This window comes from Rhizobium sp. Root491 (assembly GCF_001427205.1).
GTDB classification, from domain to species: Bacteria; Pseudomonadota; Alphaproteobacteria; order Rhizobiales; family Rhizobiaceae; genus Agrobacterium; species Agrobacterium tumefaciens.
In genome coordinates this window covers 639,905-659,797 of record NZ_LMFF01000017.1, presented here as the reverse complement: position 1 = coordinate 659,797, position 19,893 = coordinate 639,905, and the positions used below count along the sequence as shown (strand labels likewise).

14 protein-coding genes are annotated in these 19,893 nt (G+C 55.3%); 11 read left to right on the top strand and 3 right to left on the bottom strand.

From position 1 onward, the window contains the following. The first annotated feature begins 27 nt into the window (after positions 1 to 27). The 3 genes from ASD46_RS23060 (at position 28) to ASD46_RS23050 (ending at position 4,917) form a co-directional block, all read left to right on the top strand. On the top strand, positions 28 to 2,184 hold the full coding sequence (locus ASD46_RS23060) for a type I secretion system permease/ATPase (protein WP_060642780.1): 2,157 nt from the start codon (positions 28 to 30) through the stop codon (positions 2,182 to 2,184). After that, positions 2,181 to 3,650, top strand: coding sequence for an HlyD family type I secretion periplasmic adaptor subunit (locus ASD46_RS23055; RefSeq protein ID WP_060642779.1), 1,470 nt, complete (start codon positions 2,181 to 2,183; stop codon positions 3,648 to 3,650). The genes ASD46_RS23060 and ASD46_RS23055 overlap by 4 nt, the downstream gene beginning before the upstream one ends. A gap of 370 nt (positions 3,651 to 4,020) precedes the next feature. After that, positions 4,021 to 4,917 (top strand): hypothetical protein, encoded by an 897-nt coding sequence (locus ASD46_RS23050; RefSeq protein ID WP_162248398.1) that lies wholly within the window; start codon positions 4,021 to 4,023, stop codon positions 4,915 to 4,917. A 212-nt stretch (positions 4,918 to 5,129) separates the two neighbouring features. Here the strand turns inward: ASD46_RS23050 and ASD46_RS23045 are convergent, their stop codons facing one another. Next, positions 5,130 to 5,429, bottom strand: a complete 300-nt coding sequence (locus ASD46_RS23045; protein ID WP_060642777.1) for a hypothetical protein — start codon at positions 5,427 to 5,429, stop codon at positions 5,130 to 5,132. Between the two features lie 89 nt (positions 5,430 to 5,518). Between ASD46_RS23045 and ASD46_RS23040 the strand changes: the two genes are divergently transcribed. After that, positions 5,519 to 8,386: an SEC-C metal-binding domain-containing protein gene (locus tag ASD46_RS23040; RefSeq protein ID WP_060642776.1), complete on the top strand. Its 2,868-nt coding sequence runs from the start codon at positions 5,519 to 5,521 to the stop codon at positions 8,384 to 8,386. Positions 8,387 to 8,830: 444 nt separating this feature from the next. Here the strand turns inward: ASD46_RS23040 and ASD46_RS23035 are convergent, their stop codons facing one another. Further along, positions 8,831 to 9,979, bottom strand: a complete 1,149-nt coding sequence (locus ASD46_RS23035) for a hypothetical protein (RefSeq protein ID WP_060642775.1) — start codon at positions 9,977 to 9,979, stop codon at positions 8,831 to 8,833. Positions 9,980 to 10,418: 439 nt separating this feature from the next. Between ASD46_RS23035 and ASD46_RS23030 the strand changes: the two genes are divergently transcribed. Together ASD46_RS23030 and ASD46_RS23025 are read left to right on the top strand one after the other, a co-directional pair. Beyond that, positions 10,419 to 12,683: a hypothetical protein gene (locus ASD46_RS23030; protein ID WP_060642774.1), complete on the top strand. Its 2,265-nt coding sequence runs from the start codon at positions 10,419 to 10,421 to the stop codon at positions 12,681 to 12,683. Positions 12,684 to 12,757: 74 nt separating this feature from the next. Then, complete coding sequence (locus ASD46_RS23025) at positions 12,758 to 13,531, top strand: hypothetical protein (protein WP_060642773.1); 774 nt, start codon at positions 12,758 to 12,760, stop codon at positions 13,529 to 13,531. A gap of 114 nt (positions 13,532 to 13,645) precedes the next feature. Here the strand turns inward: ASD46_RS23025 and ASD46_RS23020 are convergent, their stop codons facing one another. Continuing rightward, positions 13,646 to 14,560, bottom strand: a complete 915-nt coding sequence (locus ASD46_RS23020) for an HNH endonuclease (protein ID WP_060642772.1) — start codon at positions 14,558 to 14,560, stop codon at positions 13,646 to 13,648. Positions 14,561 to 14,700: 140 nt separating this feature from the next. Here ASD46_RS23020 and ASD46_RS27960 point away from each other — a divergent pair, with 140 nt between their 5' ends. The 5 genes from ASD46_RS27960 to ASD46_RS23000 are packed head-to-tail and all read left to right on the top strand — an operon-like array spanning position 14,701 to position 19,871. Beyond that, positions 14,701 to 14,913: a ribbon-helix-helix protein, CopG family gene (locus ASD46_RS27960; RefSeq protein ID WP_082546238.1), complete on the top strand. Its 213-nt coding sequence runs from the start codon at positions 14,701 to 14,703 to the stop codon at positions 14,911 to 14,913. Then, a complete protein-coding gene (gene dndC / locus ASD46_RS23015) occupies positions 14,913 to 16,052 on the top strand; it encodes a DNA phosphorothioation system sulfurtransferase DndC (protein ID WP_060642771.1) in 1,140 nt (379 codons plus the stop codon). The genes ASD46_RS27960 and dndC overlap by 1 nt, the downstream gene beginning before the upstream one ends. Beyond that, positions 16,045 to 16,260 (top strand): DNA modification system-associated small protein, encoded by a 216-nt coding sequence (locus ASD46_RS23010; RefSeq protein WP_060642770.1) that lies wholly within the window; start codon positions 16,045 to 16,047, stop codon positions 16,258 to 16,260. Before dndC ends, ASD46_RS23010 begins: the two co-directional genes overlap by 8 nt. A gap of 18 nt (positions 16,261 to 16,278) precedes the next feature. Beyond that, the gene (dndD, locus tag ASD46_RS23005) at positions 16,279 to 18,348 is read left to right on the top strand and encodes a DNA sulfur modification protein DndD (RefSeq protein ID WP_060642769.1); all 2,070 of its coding nucleotides are present in this window, start codon (positions 16,279 to 16,281) and stop codon (positions 18,346 to 18,348) included. Next, positions 18,345 to 19,871 (top strand): DNA translocase FtsK, encoded by a 1,527-nt coding sequence (locus ASD46_RS23000; protein WP_060642768.1) that lies wholly within the window; start codon positions 18,345 to 18,347, stop codon positions 19,869 to 19,871. Before dndD ends, ASD46_RS23000 begins: the two co-directional genes overlap by 4 nt. Positions 19,872 to 19,893 lie beyond the last annotated feature (22 nt).

Below are 19,893 nucleotides of genomic sequence, written 5' to 3'. Positions count from 1 at the left end.
AAATCCGCTTACCAACCGATCTGAGATATGGATACAGGATTACTGACCCCCTCCTCCACGACGAATGCCGATGCCGGACTGGCGTCGCTCGCCGCCGTCGCAGCATTCTTTAGGATTTCCTGCAATCCGGCGGACCTGTCACGGGAACTGGCACTCACTAAAGGGGCGACACGCGAGGATGTTTTGCGGGCTGCCAAACGTGTGGGCCTGAAGGCGAAGCCAATCCGCGAAGAACGATTTTCCAGCGGAAAGGTTATCCCGACGCCATGCATCGCCGTCTTGGCCGACGGCGGGTTTGCTGTTTTTGCGGGCAAATCAGAAGAAAATAGTTACCGGCTGGTCGATCCCGTCAGCTTTATCAGCCGGACGGTGACCGTTGATGAACTGCTGTCGCTGACGTCGGGAAACTTCATCCTGCTCCAGCGGGGATTTTCGGACGTTTCGGCCTTCCAGCGCCGCTTTGGGTTCGCGTGGTTTCTCCCATCGCTGTGGCGTTACCGAAGCGCCCTCGCCCATGTCTTTCTCGCTTCGCTTTTCCTGCAGCTCTTCGCACTTGTCTCGCCGCTGTTTTTTCAGGTGGTGGTCGACAAGGTGCTGGCCCACCGCAGCTACTCGACATTGACGGTCCTGATCATCGGGCTTGCCGCTATTGGGCTGTTTGACGTCGTGCTTCAGTATCTGCGCACCTACGCGCTGACCCATACCACCAACCGGATCGACGTGGAGCTCGGGCGCCGGCTTGTCCGTCACCTGTTGAATCTTCCACTCAACTATTTCGAAACCCGCGCAGCCGGTCAGACGGTTGCGCGTGTGCGCGAACTCGAAACCATCCGCAATTTCCTGACCGGGCAGGCGCTGTTTTCTGTTCTCGACCTCATCTTCACGTTCGTGTTCATCGCGGTGTTGTTTGCCTATTCCACAGTGCTCGCCTGGATCGTCGTCGCCTCTATCCCCTTTCTCGTCCTGATTGGATTTCTGATCCGCCCTTCCCTCAAACATCGCATCGACGAAAAATTCGACCGGGGCGCTCTCAGTCAGCAGCTACTCGTCGAATCCGTCATCGGCATGCAGACACTGAAAGCATCTGCCGTCGAACCTGTCGTTGCCGCCCAGTGGGAGGAGCGCCTCGCAGCCTATGTACAGTCGTCCTTTGCAGCGACCATGCTCGCAGCGAAGGGCCAAACGGCCATCCAGTATGTCAACAAGATCACCTCGGCCGCCCTCCTCCTCTTTGGCGCACAGGCCGTCATTGACAACGAGCTGACCGTCGGCGGACTTGTCGCCTTTAACATGATCGCTGGTCAGGTATTTCAGCCGGTTTTGCGCCTGTCGCAGCTATGGCAGGATTTTCAGCAGGTACAGGTCTCTGTTGAGCGACTGTCGGACGTCTTGAATGCACCGGAGGAGCCCAAGCCGTCGATCCCCGTCAGCCTGCCGCCGCCGAAGGGCACGATCGCTTTCAAGGGCGTCAACTTCCGGTATTCCAGCGATGGTCCGGAAATCCTAAGGAACATTTCTCTGTCCGTACGCCCGGGCGAAGTGATCGGCATCGTCGGTCCCTCCGGGTCGGGAAAGTCGACACTGACCAAACTTCTTCAGCGGTTTTATCTCCCTTCCAGCGGTCAGGTCATGGTCGATGGACAGGACATCGCCCATGTCAATCCAGCCTGGCTGCGTTCCAATATCGGCGTCGTGCTTCAGGAAAACATGCTGTTCAACCGCACGATCCACGAAAACATCAGCATCGCCAATCCTGCCATGTCGCGCGCGGCCGTCATCAATCTCGCCCGACTGTCAGGCGCCGACGAATTCGTTGCCAAGCTGCCGAAGGGCTACGACACCGTCATCGAAGAGCGCGGTGCAAACCTTTCCGGCGGTCAGCGGCAACGGCTGGCAATCGCCAGGGCACTGTCCGTCAATCCGCCCATCCTTATTCTTGACGAGGCAACCAGCGCGCTCGACTACGAGAGTGAGAGACTCATCCTCGCAAACATGCGTCACATTGTGCAAGGCCGGACGGTCTTGATCATCGCCCACAGGCTTGCCACCATCCGGAGCTGTAACCGTATAATCGGCATGGCCGACGGCAGGATCGTTGAAGAAGGCAGCCACGAAAATCTGCTGGCCCGCGATGGCGGCCTCTACAAGCATCTATGGGACTTGCAGATGGGATCGAGCCAATGAGAGGAAAAACGCAACCTGTACCGACCGGGGCAACGAACACAAGGGTCAGTGCTGACTACAGCGACTTTCTTCCTGCCGCCCTCGAAATTATCGAAAAGCCCGCTTCCCCGATCCGCTATGCCCTTATCTGGTTCGTCTGTATCGTCGCGGCCTCGGCACTGATCTGGAGCTTTATTGGCAGGATCGACGTGGTTGCGACAGCACAGGGAAAAGTTCAACCCTCTGGCCGGGTCAAGGTCGTTCAGTCGACGATCTCCGGGCGTGTGGTTTCCGCTCCTTTTGCCAACGGCACGGAAGTCAAGGCAGGCGACCTTCTCGTTAAACTCGATGACATCGAACTCAAGGCGGAAGACGCGCGTTTGCGCACGACGATCGAGGCCTTGCAGGCTGAACATGCGCGACGGATGACGGAACTGGCCACCGTCCAAAACCACGACTGGAGAACAGGTCCCGATATCACCGTCGATATAGTCCCTGATTTTGCAGCGAATACACAGGAAACCATTCGCTTGCGCGAAACGGCAATCCTGAGGGCAAACCTTCTTCAGCTCAAGGAGACGATGAGAAATCTGGCCGCCCAGACGCAATTGCAGTCAGCATCGATAGACCGGCTCGAATCCATGTCGCGCGCGCAGGCCAACCTGATCACCACGCTGACAGAGCGTGTCTCGATGCGATCGGGCCTTCTCGAACGCGCCGCCGGCAGGAAATCGGATGTCCTCGATGCCACCCAGGCTTTGCGGGAAGAAGAGGCGACCTTGTCGACCTATGCGGGGCAGCTGGTCGAAGCCCACGCAAGCCTCGCCGTCGCAGAAAGCGAGAAGAACAAGGTCCTGTCGACGTTTGTTGCCGACAATATCCAGAAATCAGGAGATCTCGCCCGGCAGATGGACGAAGCGCAGCAGGAACTGGTGAAGGCCGAAAAACGACTTGCTGCCACCGTGATCTACGCTCCGTCCGATGGCGTCATCCAGGCCTCATCGATCACGACGACCGGACAGGTCGTGTCGGCGGAAACCGAAATCATGCGAATTATTCCGGCAAATCTGCCTCTGGAGATCGAGGTGTTTTTCGCAAACCAGGATGTGGGGTTCGTCAAGCCCGGCCAAGCGGTCGTCATCAAGGTCGAAACGTTTCCATTCACCCGTTATGGCGTTCTCACGGGGACGGTGAAAACAGTGGCGCGAGACGCCATACCCAATCCCGACGCTCAGGCGATGGAGGAACAGGCCGCTCCGCAGTTCAGGAGCGTTGTGCCGGGCGGCAATGTGCAGCGGCTGCAAAACCTTGTTTACCCCGCGACGATTGCTCTCGATACGACAGAGATAAACGTTGACGGGGTGATGCGCCCGCTTTCACCTGGCATGGCCGTCTCAGTCGAAATCAAAACCGGTACCCGTAGGATCATTGACTATTTCTGGTCACCGGTCGCGCAGGTGGCGTCTGAGGCAATGCAGGAGCGCTAGCAGTTCGCCCGTGGTGATCACGGGCCGTGCGTCTGATTGCTTCGCGAGGCGCTCCCTGCGATGGAAGGTCGATTGCTTAAAGCGTATCGCCATCGAGAACCATCGCCTTGAACCAAATCGAACCGCCGACCCTGCTAGTAGAGTAGAGCTAACCTGCTGAAATTGTTCGCCCGCCCACGTCTTCTCTTCTGACGCGGGCGGCTAGTATGGGATCGCAATGAGATAAGCGGCTTAACGGCTCCCGTTCTTAGAATGCAGCCAAATCGGCAAATTCTCGATTAGGTACTCTAAGCGACACATTATTGAACAGAAAATCTCCATAGAACCTAACCATTGAAGGCTCAAATTAATCAACCCTTCAGAGCATTCAGTGCATCAGGTCACGTTCTTTCGAGATGGTGCTTCAATGAATTTTGTTTCTGACCTCGGCCGTAAGTTCGTCGTACTTTGCATGGCGCCGTTTGTGTACGCAGTTGCAAAGCTGCTTTCGCCGGCGCCCGTTGAACGACCTGGTTATCGTCTACGGGGGCGACCAACAGCAATGGAACCTGTTCGAACATCGGGTATTTCGGGGGCTCGCGTGGTGGAGCAATACACCGCGGAAATGCTAACGATTCCCTTTGGCGACCCAGATGACGATGAAGATCACGGTATGAAGCGTCGAGACGTTCAGGTGGGAGATATTTTGATTGGGATCAGAACCGGCTGGAAGCGGGGGCCAAAGGACCTTCTCATACAAACACTTACTCGCGGAGCGGCCTCGCATGTCGGAGTCATGGGCGAAAGTGAGGTATACGAAGCTGTTGGATCAGGCATCAAGCGGTCTAAGCTTGAAAGCTTTATTGGTGCTTACAGCTATGTCGCGGTAATCCGACCTTTTGGCGTGGACCAACTAATTCGGAGTAAACTCTCCCGAAACCTACCGACCTACAGTGGACGTTACAACTATCGCTCGGCCATTAAGACGAGCGTTCGGACACTCGAGAGTGACGTGAAGCGCGTAGCCAGAGAACGGATCGTTGACACGGCGACGACAACTTACATCTGTTCCGATTTTGTCCGGCAGGTGTTTCTGGATGTTGGTCTTCCAGACCTCGGTGTTGAAGGTCGCGTGTCAACGCCATCCGATTTTGCGAACGAGAGAGTTGGCAAGCTCGCAGGTTACCTTACGACAATAGAATTCCACGCTCATGACACGAGCCGCAACCTGAGTAACGTGGACGACGACGTCTTTCATGACGATATCGAGCCGTTAGGCCTGCTATAATCTCCCTTGCCGCAGTAATTTGCGTGTTGGGCCCGGCGAAAGCAGACCGAAACTTACTGAAAATTCGCGCCTTCACCTTCAGCGTATCGATATGCAGATCAAGCACTTATCCCGGATTTTATGCCGCGCCCGTTCCCTAAGGCCCGAGATTTCAAGTAAAATCGCCTGGCAAGTTCGGCATAATATCGGCAATGAAAAGCCGACGAGTTTGCTTATCCGCAGCACTTTGACTCATTGGCTGTTGCCCCGCAGCAGGATGTCTTCGCCTGTTCCTCCGCAAGCCAGCGATCCTGCGGCTTGCAGCCCGCCAGCCGAGCGAAAAGAGAAACTTCGAAGTTGCCAGCAACGAGCCGTGGCGCGTCCGCGCAATAGAGGGCGATCGGCCGCTCTCCGCCACTGGCCTCGAACGTCAGCTTTGCAGTCGGATCGAGCCGCATAGAAATGCAGGTTTGTTTCGGGAAATAATCGCTTCGAAGCAAAATCGGCCAAACCATATCGGCACCCTCGGACATTTAAGTCAACTCGTTCCTGAGACCTGTTGTTTGCAGTTAATCTGCGTTACTCGGTTTTCGTGTAGCCAATAGGAACGGGGAGTCCGCCAATGGACGGCGACGAAGAATTGAAGAAGCCGGATGTTGTCGACAAGGATCAGCTTGCCCGGATCGAGTCCACTCATCGCGGCTTTCTATATCAGCATCTCTATACCGCCGCCGTTCTCCTCAACGCCGAGCGACATGGTGTCGTGTCAGTTCTCGTTGAAAGCGACGAGGACCTCGAGATTCTATTCTCGCATAGCCGGACCTATGTGCAGGTAAAGTTCCGGCAGGGTGTGCTGGGATTGCCGGATATCGAAGAAGCCTTGGTACGCTTCTCACAATATCGCGCTTTGCACGAAGCAGGCGAGCGCGCAGGCGCAGCCCGCTTCGTCATCGCAAGCAGCGCAACGCCGCGACCGAAACTTCTCGAGATGATGAGCGGCACAGACTGGCCATCGGATGTCTCAATAGAATGGCCGAATGGTCCGTCGCCCCATCAAGGTATCCTAGCGGCACCAATGCCGAGCATCCTGGAGATGGCAGAATACACGAAGGCGCTTGCAGCGCAGGTTCCCTTCGCGTTGCTCGCACCGGAGACGCTGGTCTGGAAGCTTGCTGGTTTGATAACCCTTGCGGCCTCCGGCCAAGCACCAAGGGCAAACCATCGGTTCACCGCCGATGAACTTCCCAACATCTTCGAACAGCTAATCAAGCAGCTACAGGATTTTCCTGCGCCGCCCAGCCACTATCGGACGCAGGAGGGCGAGCCATCGTTGCTTAGTTCCGAGCCGGCAAGGCTAGTCACGGGCTATTCGGGTGCGGGCAAGACGTCGTGGGCGGCGCAGGCGGCGGTCCATAGCCTCGCAACCTTCGTGTATTTCGACGTCCGCGACATCCCCGGGGGCGGATTGGCTTCGGCCCTTGCGAGAGAGCTCGCTGCGAGGCTTTATCAAACGGAAGACGGAATGAGCGCAGTTCTGTTGCCGGGGGCATCGGGACTGGAAATTCTCCAGTCGATCGCCAGGGAATGGGACGGCTCGGACGAACCAATCACGGTTGTGATCGACAATGCACATAGCCCTGTGCCGTCAGACGTAGCGGATCTCGTGCGGGCAGCACGAGGCATTCAATTCTTGCTCCTCGCGCAACCGGGCGCTCACACACATGAACTCGCCACGGTCTTGCAGATCGAGCAAGAAACGTTGAAAGGATGGTCGAGGGACACCATCGCCGCAGAAGCCGCCGGCATGGGATGTGTCGTGACGGTGACATCAAGTCAAATGCTGCTCGACCTGACCGGCGGCCTTCCCTTATATGTGCAGAACGCGATACAGGTCTCGGTCATGGATCACGCCGGCGATCTTGCGAAGTTCTGCAATGAGCTCAAAGAGCTGACACATTCCGTCGAGACCGCCCAGGAGATAATCCTGACACGGGTGATCGACAAGCTTCCAGAAAACACACAATCCCTGCTCGCCATTCTCAGTCTCAGCGATATACCACTCAGCCGCGCGGAGATGGGTCTATTTGCTCTCGAAGCAATCGGCGAAGGCAAACAAACAGTCAGTTTGAGCCTCAGGCGGTTGCGGACCAATGGATTGATCCAGGGTTTTGGTGGAGACGGGCTAAAGGTTCACGACGCAGCGCGCGTCGTAGGGATGGCAAAGCTGGCAGAACTTGGGGAGCAGAAAGCGCTGCAGGCTCGGCAGGTACTCCTCGGCGTCCTTTCCGATTCGATCAGCGCGGAGCGCGAGTATCGAAAATTCGTGCTCTATATCAGGCTTCTTGCGGAAGTTGGCGACATTAGAATGCTCGTCGACTTCGGCACGGATGAATGGTTTCACGAAATGGGCTTCTGGCCAATCATTGAACCTTACCTGGTCAAGGCGGCCTATTCCGAGCAAACTGACCCGAAAGCAAGATTCGCAGCGTTAGATGGCATCGTCTTTAACGAGATGCGCCGCGATATCGGCGACCCCGGGCGCCATATCGCGATGATGAACCAGTTCATCAAGGACCATCAACTTGGCGTCGACGAAAAGCTCGATGTGGGAATGAAGGAAATGAATTTCTTAGCCAAGCGCGGGGATGGCGCTGGCGCTCGTTTACTGATGGAGCGGGTTGCTAATGAGCTCCATGATACCCCGGTTCACAAGCGAATTTTCCGCTACAACGCGGCATGCGCCATGTATCTCCTCGAGGAGTACGGCACAGCCGAAACCGAAGTGTCGGACCTCATTAAAGAATATTACGATCTTTTCGAAATAACGCCCGAAATGGTTTCGGGGCGTAATCCGCCAGAGCTTTATCCCCTGATCCGGTTGAGGGACGACATCGACGAAGACTTCAAGCGCGTCGCCGACTGCTTAGACCTGCACGCGAAAATCGCTCGCGCACAGGACCTTTTGTCACCACTTGCGTCCGTGCATGCAATGAAATTCTATACCTTGGCCTCGGCACCTGAATCGCTGATCCGCGTTGGACAGGATCTCGCCGACGATTTTATGACGCAACGCGAATACATTCACGCCCGCGCCGTGTTCGAAGAGAATCTGTTTCCGACGCTCAACGAACTACAGCTCGTCAATTATCTAATCCCGGTCCGCTCGCATTATGCGGTCGTTCTTGCTTATTGTGGCGATATCCCTAAGGCCGAGGCCGAGATGGACCGACTGGCACCCTACGAGGCGGGCCTTTCTGAACAAGGACGCGCCGAACTCAGAAAGCAGCGTGGCATTATAGCATTGCTGAAGGTCGAAGGGCCACCTGCCCAATTCGAAGTGCCGGCCTTTTTCATGCGATATTCGGAGAGCCTTCGCGAAGAGCTGTCCGACGACGCCGTGGATCCCAGACCCGAGGAGCCTCGTCGAATCGATCCCTGCCCGTGCGGTTCAGGAAAACGGTACAAACATTGTCACGGTGCCTTCGCGTAAAGCGGGAAGATCGGGACCTGATACCGATGGATCAACACCTTATTGTTCGGTGTGGCGGTCTATCGCCGCCCCTATCGGGCAGGTGTCAACTCCGACAGCCGACATGAGATTTTTGGTATGGAGATTGATACGAGGCCGGGATGAGCTCGACTGATTCGCGCAGGTGATGGCAGTGAGAAGTTTATATGCGCACTTTGGGTGTCCCATCCCATGCGGTTAGCCTTTGCGAAAAGGCGACTAGAGCCAATGCCAAAGCTCCGGCACACCTGCTGACCTTGAAGAGCTTATCCTTGTGGATGCGCACCGTGGTACCAACGGCCACAAGATCTCCTTTTCCTCCGCTGGAGCGACGGTTTGTGCCGAGCTAAGACGCTCGCTCCCTCTAGCCATCTCAGCCATCACACCACACGACGGTGCACTGACAACTCAAAGGGAGGTGTTCCTTTACCGAGTTAGAGATTCAAGCCATCTAGCCAGCCCTAGAACAAAACGTTTCCACCCGACCGGGCGCCCAACTGTTGCAACGAAATTTTCACTCACTGTAGCCATGTCTTGTCGCCAACTTGGCGTCAATGCTTCTGGTTTCCCTCTCGCAAATTTCCATGTGCCGTGGCCATACGTCGCAAGAAAGTGGCGCTCGAACGCTGTCTGCATGCCGACAACATCGTCGATTCTAACTTTTCCGTTTATCGACCACGCTTGGCCGGTCACCGGAGATTGTGCTCCGAGCAGAAGCTGGCATTGCTTGAATGCGAGATCTATCAGCCATGGCAGAGGTTGATAGGCTTGGTGTACGATTTCACTGCACCAGTCGTAGATCTTTTTCAGATCCTGGATTTTGAAATTCGAGGTTTGAAAAAATGAGGCATTCTTAACGATGAACGCCTGATGGAAGCCGTGTTTGAACTTCGGGGCGCTCCCATCGGGAGAAAAAGGATAGACCGAAATCAGCCTCTCAAACCTCAGTTCCATAGCCTGGCGTAGAACAAAGATGGAAGTGATCCGCGCCATTTTGTGATCATATTTAACCCCATCAGCCGCGGATGACTGCTGCGCTAACCCCCGCGCCATGACATACGCCTCCCATGAATTGATGCCCGGGTTCGATCCGCCCCTGAAGTAGCGCCAGCCTGACTGGTCACGCTGAAGGTGTGGAAGGACACTCAGAAGCCCGAAGATATAGTCCGAAACCGCTCTCGAATGAGCTTTAAGCGACTCGTAGGAGATTGCGCTTTGTGATCCTTTGACGACCTGTGTCAGTTCGCGAAACCCCTGCAGCGCTACCCGTAGATGGTACTTCAGATGCCAATCGAGATCTTTCTCTTTCACGTCTTTTTTAAAGACCTGCCCTATCAAATGCGCGTCGCTGTACTTCTTACCACTTAGATGTTTAGCGTCGAGTGATGTCAGTTCGTCAAGGACATCCATCACGGCCTTATTCGCGTCCGCATCCGTTGGCAGAACAAGAGCTGGTGACGGCAACGTTGTCTGACCAGGAACCACGCTGACTGCTAGTGCTATTCGATTTTCGAAATTGAGAATATCCAGCAAGACTTCCGCTGGCGTGCGTGGGATCGAGGAAGAAACATTCATCGTCTTAGTAGTTCCGTTTGACTTTGAGGTCCCGCTGCTGAACTGCTAGCTATTTACGGCGTCTCACAAGAGCTCTTGAAAAATCTTTGAGATGTAACACTCGACATCGGGTTAACTCATCCTTGTTATAGGTTCACTAAAAAAACTTGGCGAGCATTGTTTTCGTTGTTTCAATTTAGCTAACCATGCTTATGAGCGCATCAATTTTCACTTATCGGGGGCTCCACCGCTTAGGACGGTTCCGGTGCTCCAGCTTTGTCGGCTGAAACGAACTTTGAACCGCTGTGTATGGACCAAGCGTCAAGTCGGAACAATAACATCTAACCGTCAAATGCGGTCACAAAACTTTTCCTAATTGTTCCGGTGTGTTCCAAATAGGAGTTGACGGCACTTCGGTGGCTGATTATTGAAACACCTCGGAACAATTGGGAACACTCACATGAATGAACCGCGATATACGGCCGGCAAGGTTCGAGCCAAAGAAGGTGCAACCTGGGTGCTAACGTTTCGGCACCCCCTGAAAACCGATCAGCGAGGCAAGCCCGGGCGAAAGATGCGACGCAGCTCCGGCACAACAGACGAACTCCGCGCAGAGGAGTTGCGTAAACAACTGAGCGCCCTCCTTGCCGATGATGGGTGGTTTTCAGCAGACCGTCAGGCCGCGGCAAGCGAAGTCTTCAACGAAATCGTGGTTCGAGCATTCTACGAGGATTTGACGACGCCTACGACGCGGTCCTTTGATGTGCGTGAACAGAAGATCCGCCTGCCCACCAAGGACGATGGCTATTGTCGCGTCTTGCTGGTCGGCCCGACTGGTGTCGGGAAGACCTCGTTGCTGCGCCAGATGATAGGCTCCCATCCTGAGCGAGATCGGTTCCCGTCTACCTCGGCATCGCGTACTACAATCTCAGACATTGAGGTGATTACAGCGCCTGAAGAAGGCTATGCCTGTGTAGCCACCTTCTTTAACGAATGGACCGTCCAGACGCTCGTTCACGAATGTGTCGCCGACGCCGGCGCAATCCTTTGGGATGACGAGCCTGATGCAAAGGTAGCTGAGCGGCTGCTACAGCATCGCGATATGCGCTTCCGTCTGAGCTATGTACTCGGCTCGTGGGGACAAGGAGCGGGATCAATCGTCCAAGACGACGATGGTTTCGATGATGAACCGGCTGCCTTCGAAGACGAGGGCGAAGAGATGCCAGCAGCCGATGAGATCGCCGAAATGCAGGCGACACTGAAAAGCTATGTGGCGCGTATCCGCACGCTGGCGGCAAAGGCGAAGCAAGACCTTGGCGTCGAATTGGAGTCGCTGATCAAGGAAGATCGCGATGCCGCCCAAGACCTTTTCGAAGAAGGCTTACAGACTCACCCGGACTTCGACGAGTTGGTCGCTGATATCATGGATGAGACCCGCAAACGTTTCGACCGCCTGAATGCTGGGCTTACACGCCGTCCCGGTGGGTGGCCGGAATCCTGGGTATACAGGTCTGACGATCGCGACGAGTTCATTCGCACTATCCGTCGACTATCCAGCAACTGGGCGCCATCGTTTGGAACCCTACTAACGCCGCTGGTCGACGGCATCCGTATCCGGGGGCCTTTTACGCCGCGTTTTGGAGAGGGTGAGCGCAAGCTCGTGCTACTTGACGGCGAAGGCTTGGGCCACGCAAAGGACACGGCAATGGGCGTGACGTCCCACATCACCAGCCGTTTCGACCAAGTCGATGTGATACTGCTCGTCGATACAGCAAAGACACCGATGCTGGACGGGCCGACCTCGGTTGTTCGAGCAGTCGCCGCAAGTGGTCACCATGACAAGTTGGCGATTGCCTTTACCAGCTTCGACTTGCTCAAGCGTCAGGCCAATCTTCCGACAGCAGCCGACCAACGAGCTCACGTAATGGCCACCGTCAATCAAGCCTTGGCCAGCCTACGCGAAGTTGTGGGCACACCGGTCATCCGGGCGATCAGTCGCGATATTGATGAACGATGCTTCATGCTGGGATTCCTTGATCGACCCATCACGGACAAAAATCCAGCTCCTGCGGCCGAATTGCTTCGCTTGCTGTCTCATTTTGAAACGGTTGGCCAAGCCAACCTCGCCTCTGTACAGGTCAAGCCTGTTTACGAGCTGGCGCGACTGCTGTTTTCGATCCAAGGCGCCGTGACAGAGTACCACAGCCGTTGGGACGCGATCCTGCGCCTAGGCGGAGCCCCAAGTGTCCGGCGCGCCCACTGGGCCGAGGTTAAAGCGCTCAACCGCCGCGTGGCGCTACGCATCGACAATTACGAATACGGCGCCCTAATGCCTGTGGCCGACCTTGTGGCACGTCTGTCTGAATGGTTCACGCGTTTTCTTGATACGCCACTTCGGTGGGACGGAAAGCAGCCCTCAGAGGAGGAAGCCGAGGCCGCTCTCGCGCTGGTTCAGCGCGAGGTCTACAAGCGCCTGGCACCCTTGGCACATGAACGACTGATCGAAAAGGGCTATGGCCGCTGGACGGGGGCGTTCCACCTCTCTGGACGCGGCTCGACGTTCGACCGAGCGCGTGCCATTCAGTCTGTCTATGTGGAGAACGCGCCCGTGCCCGGACCGGCGCTCGACCACCGATCGACTGACCTCCTTCGCGAGATGCAGAACCTCGTGAAAGATGCGATCGAGGCTGCGGGTGGTGAACTGATTGGTGATGCCCTTGGATGAAAACATCCGCTGCATATACCCAAGTGAGCAGGCCTCCTCTGGCTTGAACCCTTGCATATACGAGGAACTGCAGCATGACTGAGGACATAAGACGAACCAGAAAGGTCATCGTCGCGCCGAGTGTTCACGCCAAACGAGCGGGCATTCGGGCGATAATTGAAGCGGTGGCTGGTTTTGAGCCCATCACTGGAGGGCTTGCACGCCTCTACCAAACGACGCACCCGCCAAAGTCAGAGCAAGAACGAGGGGATTGGCAAAATGCCATCACTGAGCGTTCGAACGAACATGACCACCGTTTAGATCGCCATGATGAACTTCTTTTACCTCAGCACATAGAATTCTCCGGTGTCACGGCACAAATCATTCACATCGTTGGTCATAGCTGCCCTGACGGGTTGGCCGAGCATTTCCTCGATATGGATGATTTGAAAGCCCGCCTTCCGGAGTGTTCGGAAGATGAAATCAGAGAGAAAGCGGAAGAACTCGCATTTCTTGGATTCTTGAGCGTGCAGACTTTAATTGGCGCATGGCGGATTCGGCCAACTCAACAGTTTTACCAGAGCTTCGATCATCAGCTCATGAATTGGGATGGAGGCGGGACGCGACAGGATGCAGTTCAAATTGCGCAATTGATGCTTCAACATGTCGAAGCGCAAAGCTCAGAGCTCCACAAACTAACGGGCTGGCCTCTCCGCCGTTTCAACCCGGCCCTGTCTATTTTGAGAAACGAACATCCGGATTGGTGCTGGCGCGACCGATATCATTTCGATTTTCCAAGTCTCGGCCTAGTCATCGGCGCGCGGGAAAAGGCCGGTCTGCGGATGTTTATCAAAGCCGAGGGAGGCTGACACCTGGAAGCGCGTGAGCGGATCGGATTGACTGGCGCAAAGGGGCTCGAATGGATGGCTTTGCAAAAAGACTTTCGAGGCACAGTGTTGAGGAGCGACTGAGCTAACATGTCGTTACCACTGCTCAGCGTGAGCCCGAATTAGGCTTCTAAGCGCATCAAGGGTCAGGCAGCCACCACCATAGTGAACCATGCGGTGACAATTTGCGCACAACATAGCGAAATCCGCTGGAGTTGTTGGCTTATCGACACCTCCTCTTTCGGAAAGGGGCTCCACATGATGGGCTTCAATAAAGCCTCGACCATGCGCCCCGTAGTGTTTCTCAAAATCAAAGCCGCAGGCTTCACATACCAGTGGCATCATCGCAGCTTTGGCTCTCTCGACAAGTGCTCGGTTGCGCTTGATGACGTTCAGCTCCCGTACGATCCTCAACCCTTCAGAGACGCCATCATCGGCTTTTTTTGGATCGACCGGCTCAGGTGCGGTACGGAGAATAACGACTTCAAAGCCGAGCGACTTCATTTCAGCCTCGGCATGCTTATACCCAAAGTGCCGATGCCTGATAGGCGGTACGTTTGAAGCTGCGAACAAGGCCTTCAAAGGGTAGTTCTCGCCTTGATAGCGCACATACCTGCTCTTCGGAGCATACCCTTCTGTGTATCGACGAAGAAACGCCTCAGTGCCGATCAGACGAAACTCCTGCATAGCGGCTAGCACGCTACTGCGAGTCGGCGTTGCAAGTGGGGGACGGTGATCCTTCTCGTCTACTGCGACTATATCGAGGTACCCAAGATCGCGAAGGTCGCGAATCCCATTTCGGTAGTCGACGTCACTCGGATCCGCGGGTGGTTGGTGTGAGGCGACCCAAACGGCTTTCATCGGGTAGAAGCGACCGCGGACCCTGAGCAACCAACGATCCGGCGCATGCCCTTTTTCATACTTCATCAGAAAGGCGTCTTGGCCGATAGCATCGAATTCAGCGAGGGCATCTTCGACGCGGCCTCGTGTGGGTCCTTCAGGTTTCGCCATCGAAATCTCCCAAAATGCGGCCGGTTCAGTTGAATCTCCGCCGATTCAGACGCTGAAAATATACTTGAAAAGCAATCCAACAACTTGTTTTTTGGGGTTTTGTGGTGCATTTTGATGCTGCAATTTGCACGGGAGCAACCATGGCCAGGCCGAAAGGGCAAAAGCACCCAGTTCGACTTAGCGTCAGCTTGGACGAAAGGGACCATGCGGCCATCTCGCGGCTTGCGGCCGATATGAATCTATCAACAGCATGGATCGTGCGCCGCGCGGTCTCCGAATTTGTTGCACGGCATGACGATGACGCGCAGTCCGAACTTCCGCTTTCACGGCGCGTATCGAAAGAATTCAGATAATGGCATTTGTTCCGCTACAGCTCGACGACGAGATTTCAATCGAGGAGACCTGGTCGACAATAGTCGAGAATGTGAAGAGGGAGTACCTCTCCGAAACACAGAATTACCCTTGGATCATCGGTTTTTCGGGTGGTAAAGACAGCACGGTGGTCACCCACGCCGTCTTTGAAGCATTGCTAGACATCTCGCCCTCGAAACGCACTCGCCCCATCCATATCGTATCCAATGATACAATGGTGGAGTCGCCTCTCGTGATTGGCCACCTTGACCAGGTTACCGCTCGAATATCTGAAGCGGCTGAGAGCTTGGATCTGCCAATCACGGTAGCTCGGACACAGCCTGATCCGGACAAGACCTTTTGGGTCCTGTTGATCGGCAAGGGGTACCCAAGCCCGAATATGACGATGCGCTGGTGCACCGACCGCCTAAAGATCCAGCCGACCAGCGGGTACATCAAAGACAAAGTCTCGGAGTCCGGCGCGGCAATCGTGATTCTAGGTGTTCGCCGCGATGAAAGCCAGTCTCGCCAGAGATCGATCGAAAAGTGGCAAAATGGGCGTGGAGGCAATCTATCTCCACACGAGCGACTTCCCGGAGCATTGATCTACCGGCCCATCGTGGATCTGGGACTGGAAGACGTCTGGGAGATCCTCGGAACATATCATGCTCCGTGGGGTGGCGATCATTCTTCGCTGATTAAGCTATATCGCGACTCTGAGGGCGGTGAATGCCCGGTAGTTTTGAGTGCTGACGAAGCCCCGGGATGCGGAACCTCCAACAGTCGGTTTGGTTGCTGGACCTGTACAGTTGTGGAGAAAGACAAAAGTCTGCAAGGCTTTGTAGATGCTGGAAAGCATCACTTCCAACCGCTCATCGATTTTCGTGATTGGCTTCGCTCGATCCGAAACAATCCGGAGATGCGTCAGATTGTCAGGCGAAACGGAAAGCTTTCCTTTGATTTGAACGGAAAGCACATACCTGGGCCTTTCACTATTCAGGCGCGTCGCGAGATCCTGACCAGGCTTTTCGATGTCCAGGAAAAGTTTGGCGACCAGCTCATCAGAGAAGAGGAGCTCAAGCTGATCTATGGCCATTGGGCCGAAGAATTGCAGGCTCAGGGGGGCTTGGCCGATGTCTGACATTTTCAACGAGGAAGCGCCGCTGAATGACTTGCCGCTATGGGCCGACGACGAGGCAAGTCGCGTACTGACGGAGATCGCGTCCGCAAACAATGTCCCGGTTGACGTTTTGGCCGAGCTTGTCGGCCTTCAGCGCGCTCGGCAGCATCAGGAGCGCGCCGCCGGCATCTATCAACGGATCGAAGAAATCCTCGGGCGAATGGATTAAAGGGCGGGCATTAGGCACATGTGGATTTCTAAGATTGAGCTCGTTTGCTTCAAATCATATCAACGCCAGGAATTCGATTTTCCTGAACCGTCCGATGGCCGCAATGTAGTACTGATCGGCGGTATGAACGGTTACGGGAAAACTTCCATACTTGAGGCGCTTTACCTGTGCCTTTACGGTAAGGATGCCATGTCGCACCTGGCTCGCGCCGGATTGAAAACGGACGAGACGAGAGGCTATCCGACCTTCCTCGAGAAAGCCTTCAATGGCGAAGCCCTCAGAGCTGGTCGAGATACGATGATGGTGAAGGTTGTCATTCACAGAACGAAAAGCAAGGCCGTAGAAATCGCGCGGAAATGGTATTTTCGTTCCAACGGAAGCTGGACAGATGAAGAGGCGACCTATCGGGAGATCCTCCGCGGCGTACCGCAGCTACCGCGCTCTGATGGCCGAAACTCCTTCCATCTCTCCGAGGCGTTGGACGAGTTTTTTGTCCCTGCCCACGTGGCACCTTTCTTCTTTTTCGATGGCGAAGAGGTCAAAAAGCTCGCCGACCAAGGGCGGGTAGAGCAGGTCAAACAGGGGCTTGAGGGTCTCCTTGGTGTCGTCTTGCTGCGCAATCTCGCAGATCGGTTGAAGCAATTTGAGCGCTCGAAGCGCGAAACAGTTGCGAATGTCGATGAAGACAGGCTCACGCTGCTTTTCAACCAGCTCTCTGAAAACGAACGAGTTGCCGCTGAACTCAAGAGAAAGCTCGACGAAGCCACCCACCGGCGGGGGCGGCTTGATGGTGAGTTTCAGTCTCTGCTTGAGAGGGTTACAGCAGCCGGCGGCGGTGGCGGCGATACCGCGACTTATAAAGACCTTATAGAACAGCGAGAGCAAGTCCGAGGGCAGCTGCGAGACACTCACCGAAAGCTTGAGGACTTTTTGGCTGTACGCCTGCCGTTTCATCTCGTCTCCAAAGAACTGGTCGCCGCCTACGAAACACAGCTCCAAAGAGAGCAGCGATGGTTCCAATGGGAGGCAGAAAAGCGCGCACTGGAACCTCGCCAGTTGGAGTTCAAGTCGGCTTACGAGAGCCAAACCAACCCTGAAATCGATCCACCGTTAACAGACGAACAGCTTGAAGCCATCCGCGGCCGGATGAATGCCGCGTGGGCAAGCCTGTTCTATCCTCCACCAAACGACTGTGCAGATGTGATCGACCACGATTATCTTTCGTCAGCGGACCGAGAGCGCGTGCTCTCCGCGCTCGGGAGCATGTCTCTGGGGTATCAGGAAATTCAGGACGTACTGCGATCCGAAACGGATCTGACGGACCGAATTGACGAGCTCGGGCGAAAGATCACCCGCTTGGAAGGGATCGACCGCGACGGTACTTTGGCGTCTTTGACCGCCGAGTTGAAAAACGTTCAAGATCAAATGACTTCCTTGGACGATGAGCATAGAGCCGATGATCGACGTCTTGTCGCGTTGGAGGCGCAGATTACGTCTCAGAGGGCAGACTACGAGCGCGAGCGCCGAAAGCTCGATGAATCATCGCCGGCGCGTGCGATCATCGAGCGATCGGACCGCGTCCGGAGAGTCATCGAAGCGGTTATTCCCGCCCTTTTCCCATTGAAGGTCAAGGAACTCGCCGCGAACATGACGGCAGTCTACAAGCAATTGGCACATAAGGATCAGGTGTCGAAAATAGAAATCAGGGATGACGGTACAACTACGATCCTTGGCAAATCCGGCAAACCACTCTCGTTCGACCGCTCCGCCGGCGAAAACCAGATCTTCGCGACCGCGCTTATCGCCGGCTTGGCACGCGTATCCGGCGTTAAGGCACCCCTTGTTGTTGACACACCGCTCGGCCGACTGGACAGCAGGCACCGTCAAAATATTCTGAAATATTGGACCGGCGAAAAGAGCCGCCAGGTGATCCTTCTGAGTCAGGACGAAGAAATCGATGGAGGTTTCTTCGAGCGCATCCGCGACAACGTTTCGAAGACGTATCTCTTGGAGCACGCTGATGTCGGCGATGGCATTGGCAGAACGACGGCTTATGAGGATCGGTATTTTCTGGAGGACGTCGCATGAGCAGCGTAAGTCTCCAGCAGATTATGGCCGCACGCTTTCGAACGTCGGCACATGCAGACGGACTTACTAAGAACCTTATGGAGGTTCTTGGTTTATCCACCAAAGCTGCCGTCGCAAGGTTGGCGATCGGCAGATCGCTATCACTTGGCGCTCTCGCCGATGAGTTAGTCGATGCGAAAGGGTTGGAAATCCCGGCCTCATCTCTGTTCACGCAGGATGACGTCGCGATCTGGGTAGGGCTAGTACTCACGCATGCGAAGACGTTCGGGTCCGCCAGCTCCGAGGGAATGGACACGTTTCGGAGTCAGCTAAGACAGCACTGGCACCGTGGCGCAGGCTTACTTTACGAGGATTGGAAAAATAGCAACGAAGATTTTGATGATTTCGTTGGTACCCTTGTGAAGCGACGGGCCGACCTGCCCGACCGTTCGACGCGAACAGCGGCGGTCCCGCAGATAACACAGGAAGTTGCTCCTGCTGACGACCAGTCTGCGCAACTCGTCCGCAGCCTCTCTGAGATCGGCGTGAATGGCGAAGTAAAAGGCGTCGTCCATGGTCCGCGCTTGACGCAGTACAAGGTGGCGTTGCGGGACGTTAATCAGCTGGACAAATTGAAGCGTGGTTTGGAACGGCTTGCTTTGTCCATGAATCTTCAGCAACAGATGCCTTCATGGAGCGCCGGCGACGAAGCTCGCACTGTTCTTCTAGATATTCCTCGACCACGGGCTACCTGGCGAATTGAAGGAAAACAGGCTCTGCTTGAAGCCCTTAGTTCAGTGCCAACTGACGGTAAGAATCTCATCGTCAGTCCTGGCGTGGACGTCATAGGCAAACCAATAAAGTTCGATCTGGTCAACGCACCGCATTTGTTGGTCGGCGGCGCGACTGGCCAAGGTAAAAGTGTTTGCGTACATTCCCTTTTGGTTTCGCTGATCACGAAGCATTCCCCTTCGACTTTGCGACTTGCCCTAATGGATCCAAAGCAAGTCGAATTCGGTGTTTACGCCAACTCTCGCTTTCTCTGGCGGGACAAAATGGCGATCGGACTGGCTGAGTGCGGTACGATGCTGGAGGACCTAACGATCGAAATGGACGACCGTTATCGTCGCATGAGAGAGCTCGGTGTTAACAGCCTTGCTGAAGCGGCCAAGAAGGGAATGAACGATCCATTTATCGTGGCGTGCGTCGACGAGCTCGCGGATCTCGTAAGCCAGGATCGCGACGCCGAGGCACGCCTTGTTCGGTTGGCAACTTTAGCACGCGCCGCAGGCATCCATCTGATCCTTGCGACGCAACGTCCTGACGCTCAAACCTTTAAGGGGCAGCTACGGAGCAACGTGCCGGCGAGAATTGCTCTCACAGTCCAGAAGAGCTCGGAATCCCAGATCATACTCGATGAGCCTGGGGCTGAGGATTTGCTTGGGCGTGGAGATATGATCGTCAAGTTGTCCGGTACTGATGCCACCCGGGCACATGGTTACCTTTTATCTCTAGCTGACGTGGAAACATTGGTGCGCAAGTGATTTCAGACAACGAGACAATCTA

What these genes read in the sequence shown, in the direction of transcription:
- ASD46_RS23060 (WP_060642780.1), top strand. Translation starts at nt 28, where the DNA reads ATGGATACAGGATTACTGACCCCCTCCTCCACGACGAATGCCGATGCC.
- ASD46_RS23055 (WP_060642779.1), top strand. Translation starts at nt 2,181, where the DNA reads ATGAGAGGAAAAACGCAACCTGTACCGACCGGGGCAACGAACACAAGG.
- ASD46_RS23045 (WP_060642777.1), bottom strand. Translation starts at nt 5,429, where the DNA reads ATGTCCGAGGGTGCCGATATGGTTTGGCCGATTTTGCTTCGAAGCGAT.
- ASD46_RS23040 (WP_060642776.1), top strand. Translation starts at nt 5,519, where the DNA reads ATGGACGGCGACGAAGAATTGAAGAAGCCGGATGTTGTCGACAAGGAT.
- ASD46_RS23035 (WP_060642775.1), bottom strand. Translation starts at nt 9,979, where the DNA reads ATGAATGTTTCTTCCTCGATCCCACGCACGCCAGCGGAAGTCTTGCTG.
- ASD46_RS23030 (WP_060642774.1), top strand. Translation starts at nt 10,419, where the DNA reads ATGAATGAACCGCGATATACGGCCGGCAAGGTTCGAGCCAAAGAAGGT.
- ASD46_RS23025 (WP_060642773.1), top strand. Translation starts at nt 12,758, where the DNA reads ATGACTGAGGACATAAGACGAACCAGAAAGGTCATCGTCGCGCCGAGT.
- ASD46_RS23020 (WP_060642772.1), bottom strand. Translation starts at nt 14,560, where the DNA reads ATGGCGAAACCTGAAGGACCCACACGAGGCCGCGTCGAAGATGCCCTC.
- ASD46_RS27960 (WP_082546238.1), top strand. Translation starts at nt 14,701, where the DNA reads ATGGCCAGGCCGAAAGGGCAAAAGCACCCAGTTCGACTTAGCGTCAGC.
- dndC (WP_060642771.1), top strand. Translation starts at nt 14,913, where the DNA reads ATGGCATTTGTTCCGCTACAGCTCGACGACGAGATTTCAATCGAGGAG.
- ASD46_RS23010 (WP_060642770.1), top strand. Translation starts at nt 16,045, where the DNA reads ATGTCTGACATTTTCAACGAGGAAGCGCCGCTGAATGACTTGCCGCTA.
- dndD (WP_060642769.1), top strand. Translation starts at nt 16,279, where the DNA reads ATGTGGATTTCTAAGATTGAGCTCGTTTGCTTCAAATCATATCAACGC.
- ASD46_RS23000 (WP_060642768.1), top strand. Translation starts at nt 18,345, where the DNA reads ATGAGCAGCGTAAGTCTCCAGCAGATTATGGCCGCACGCTTTCGAACG.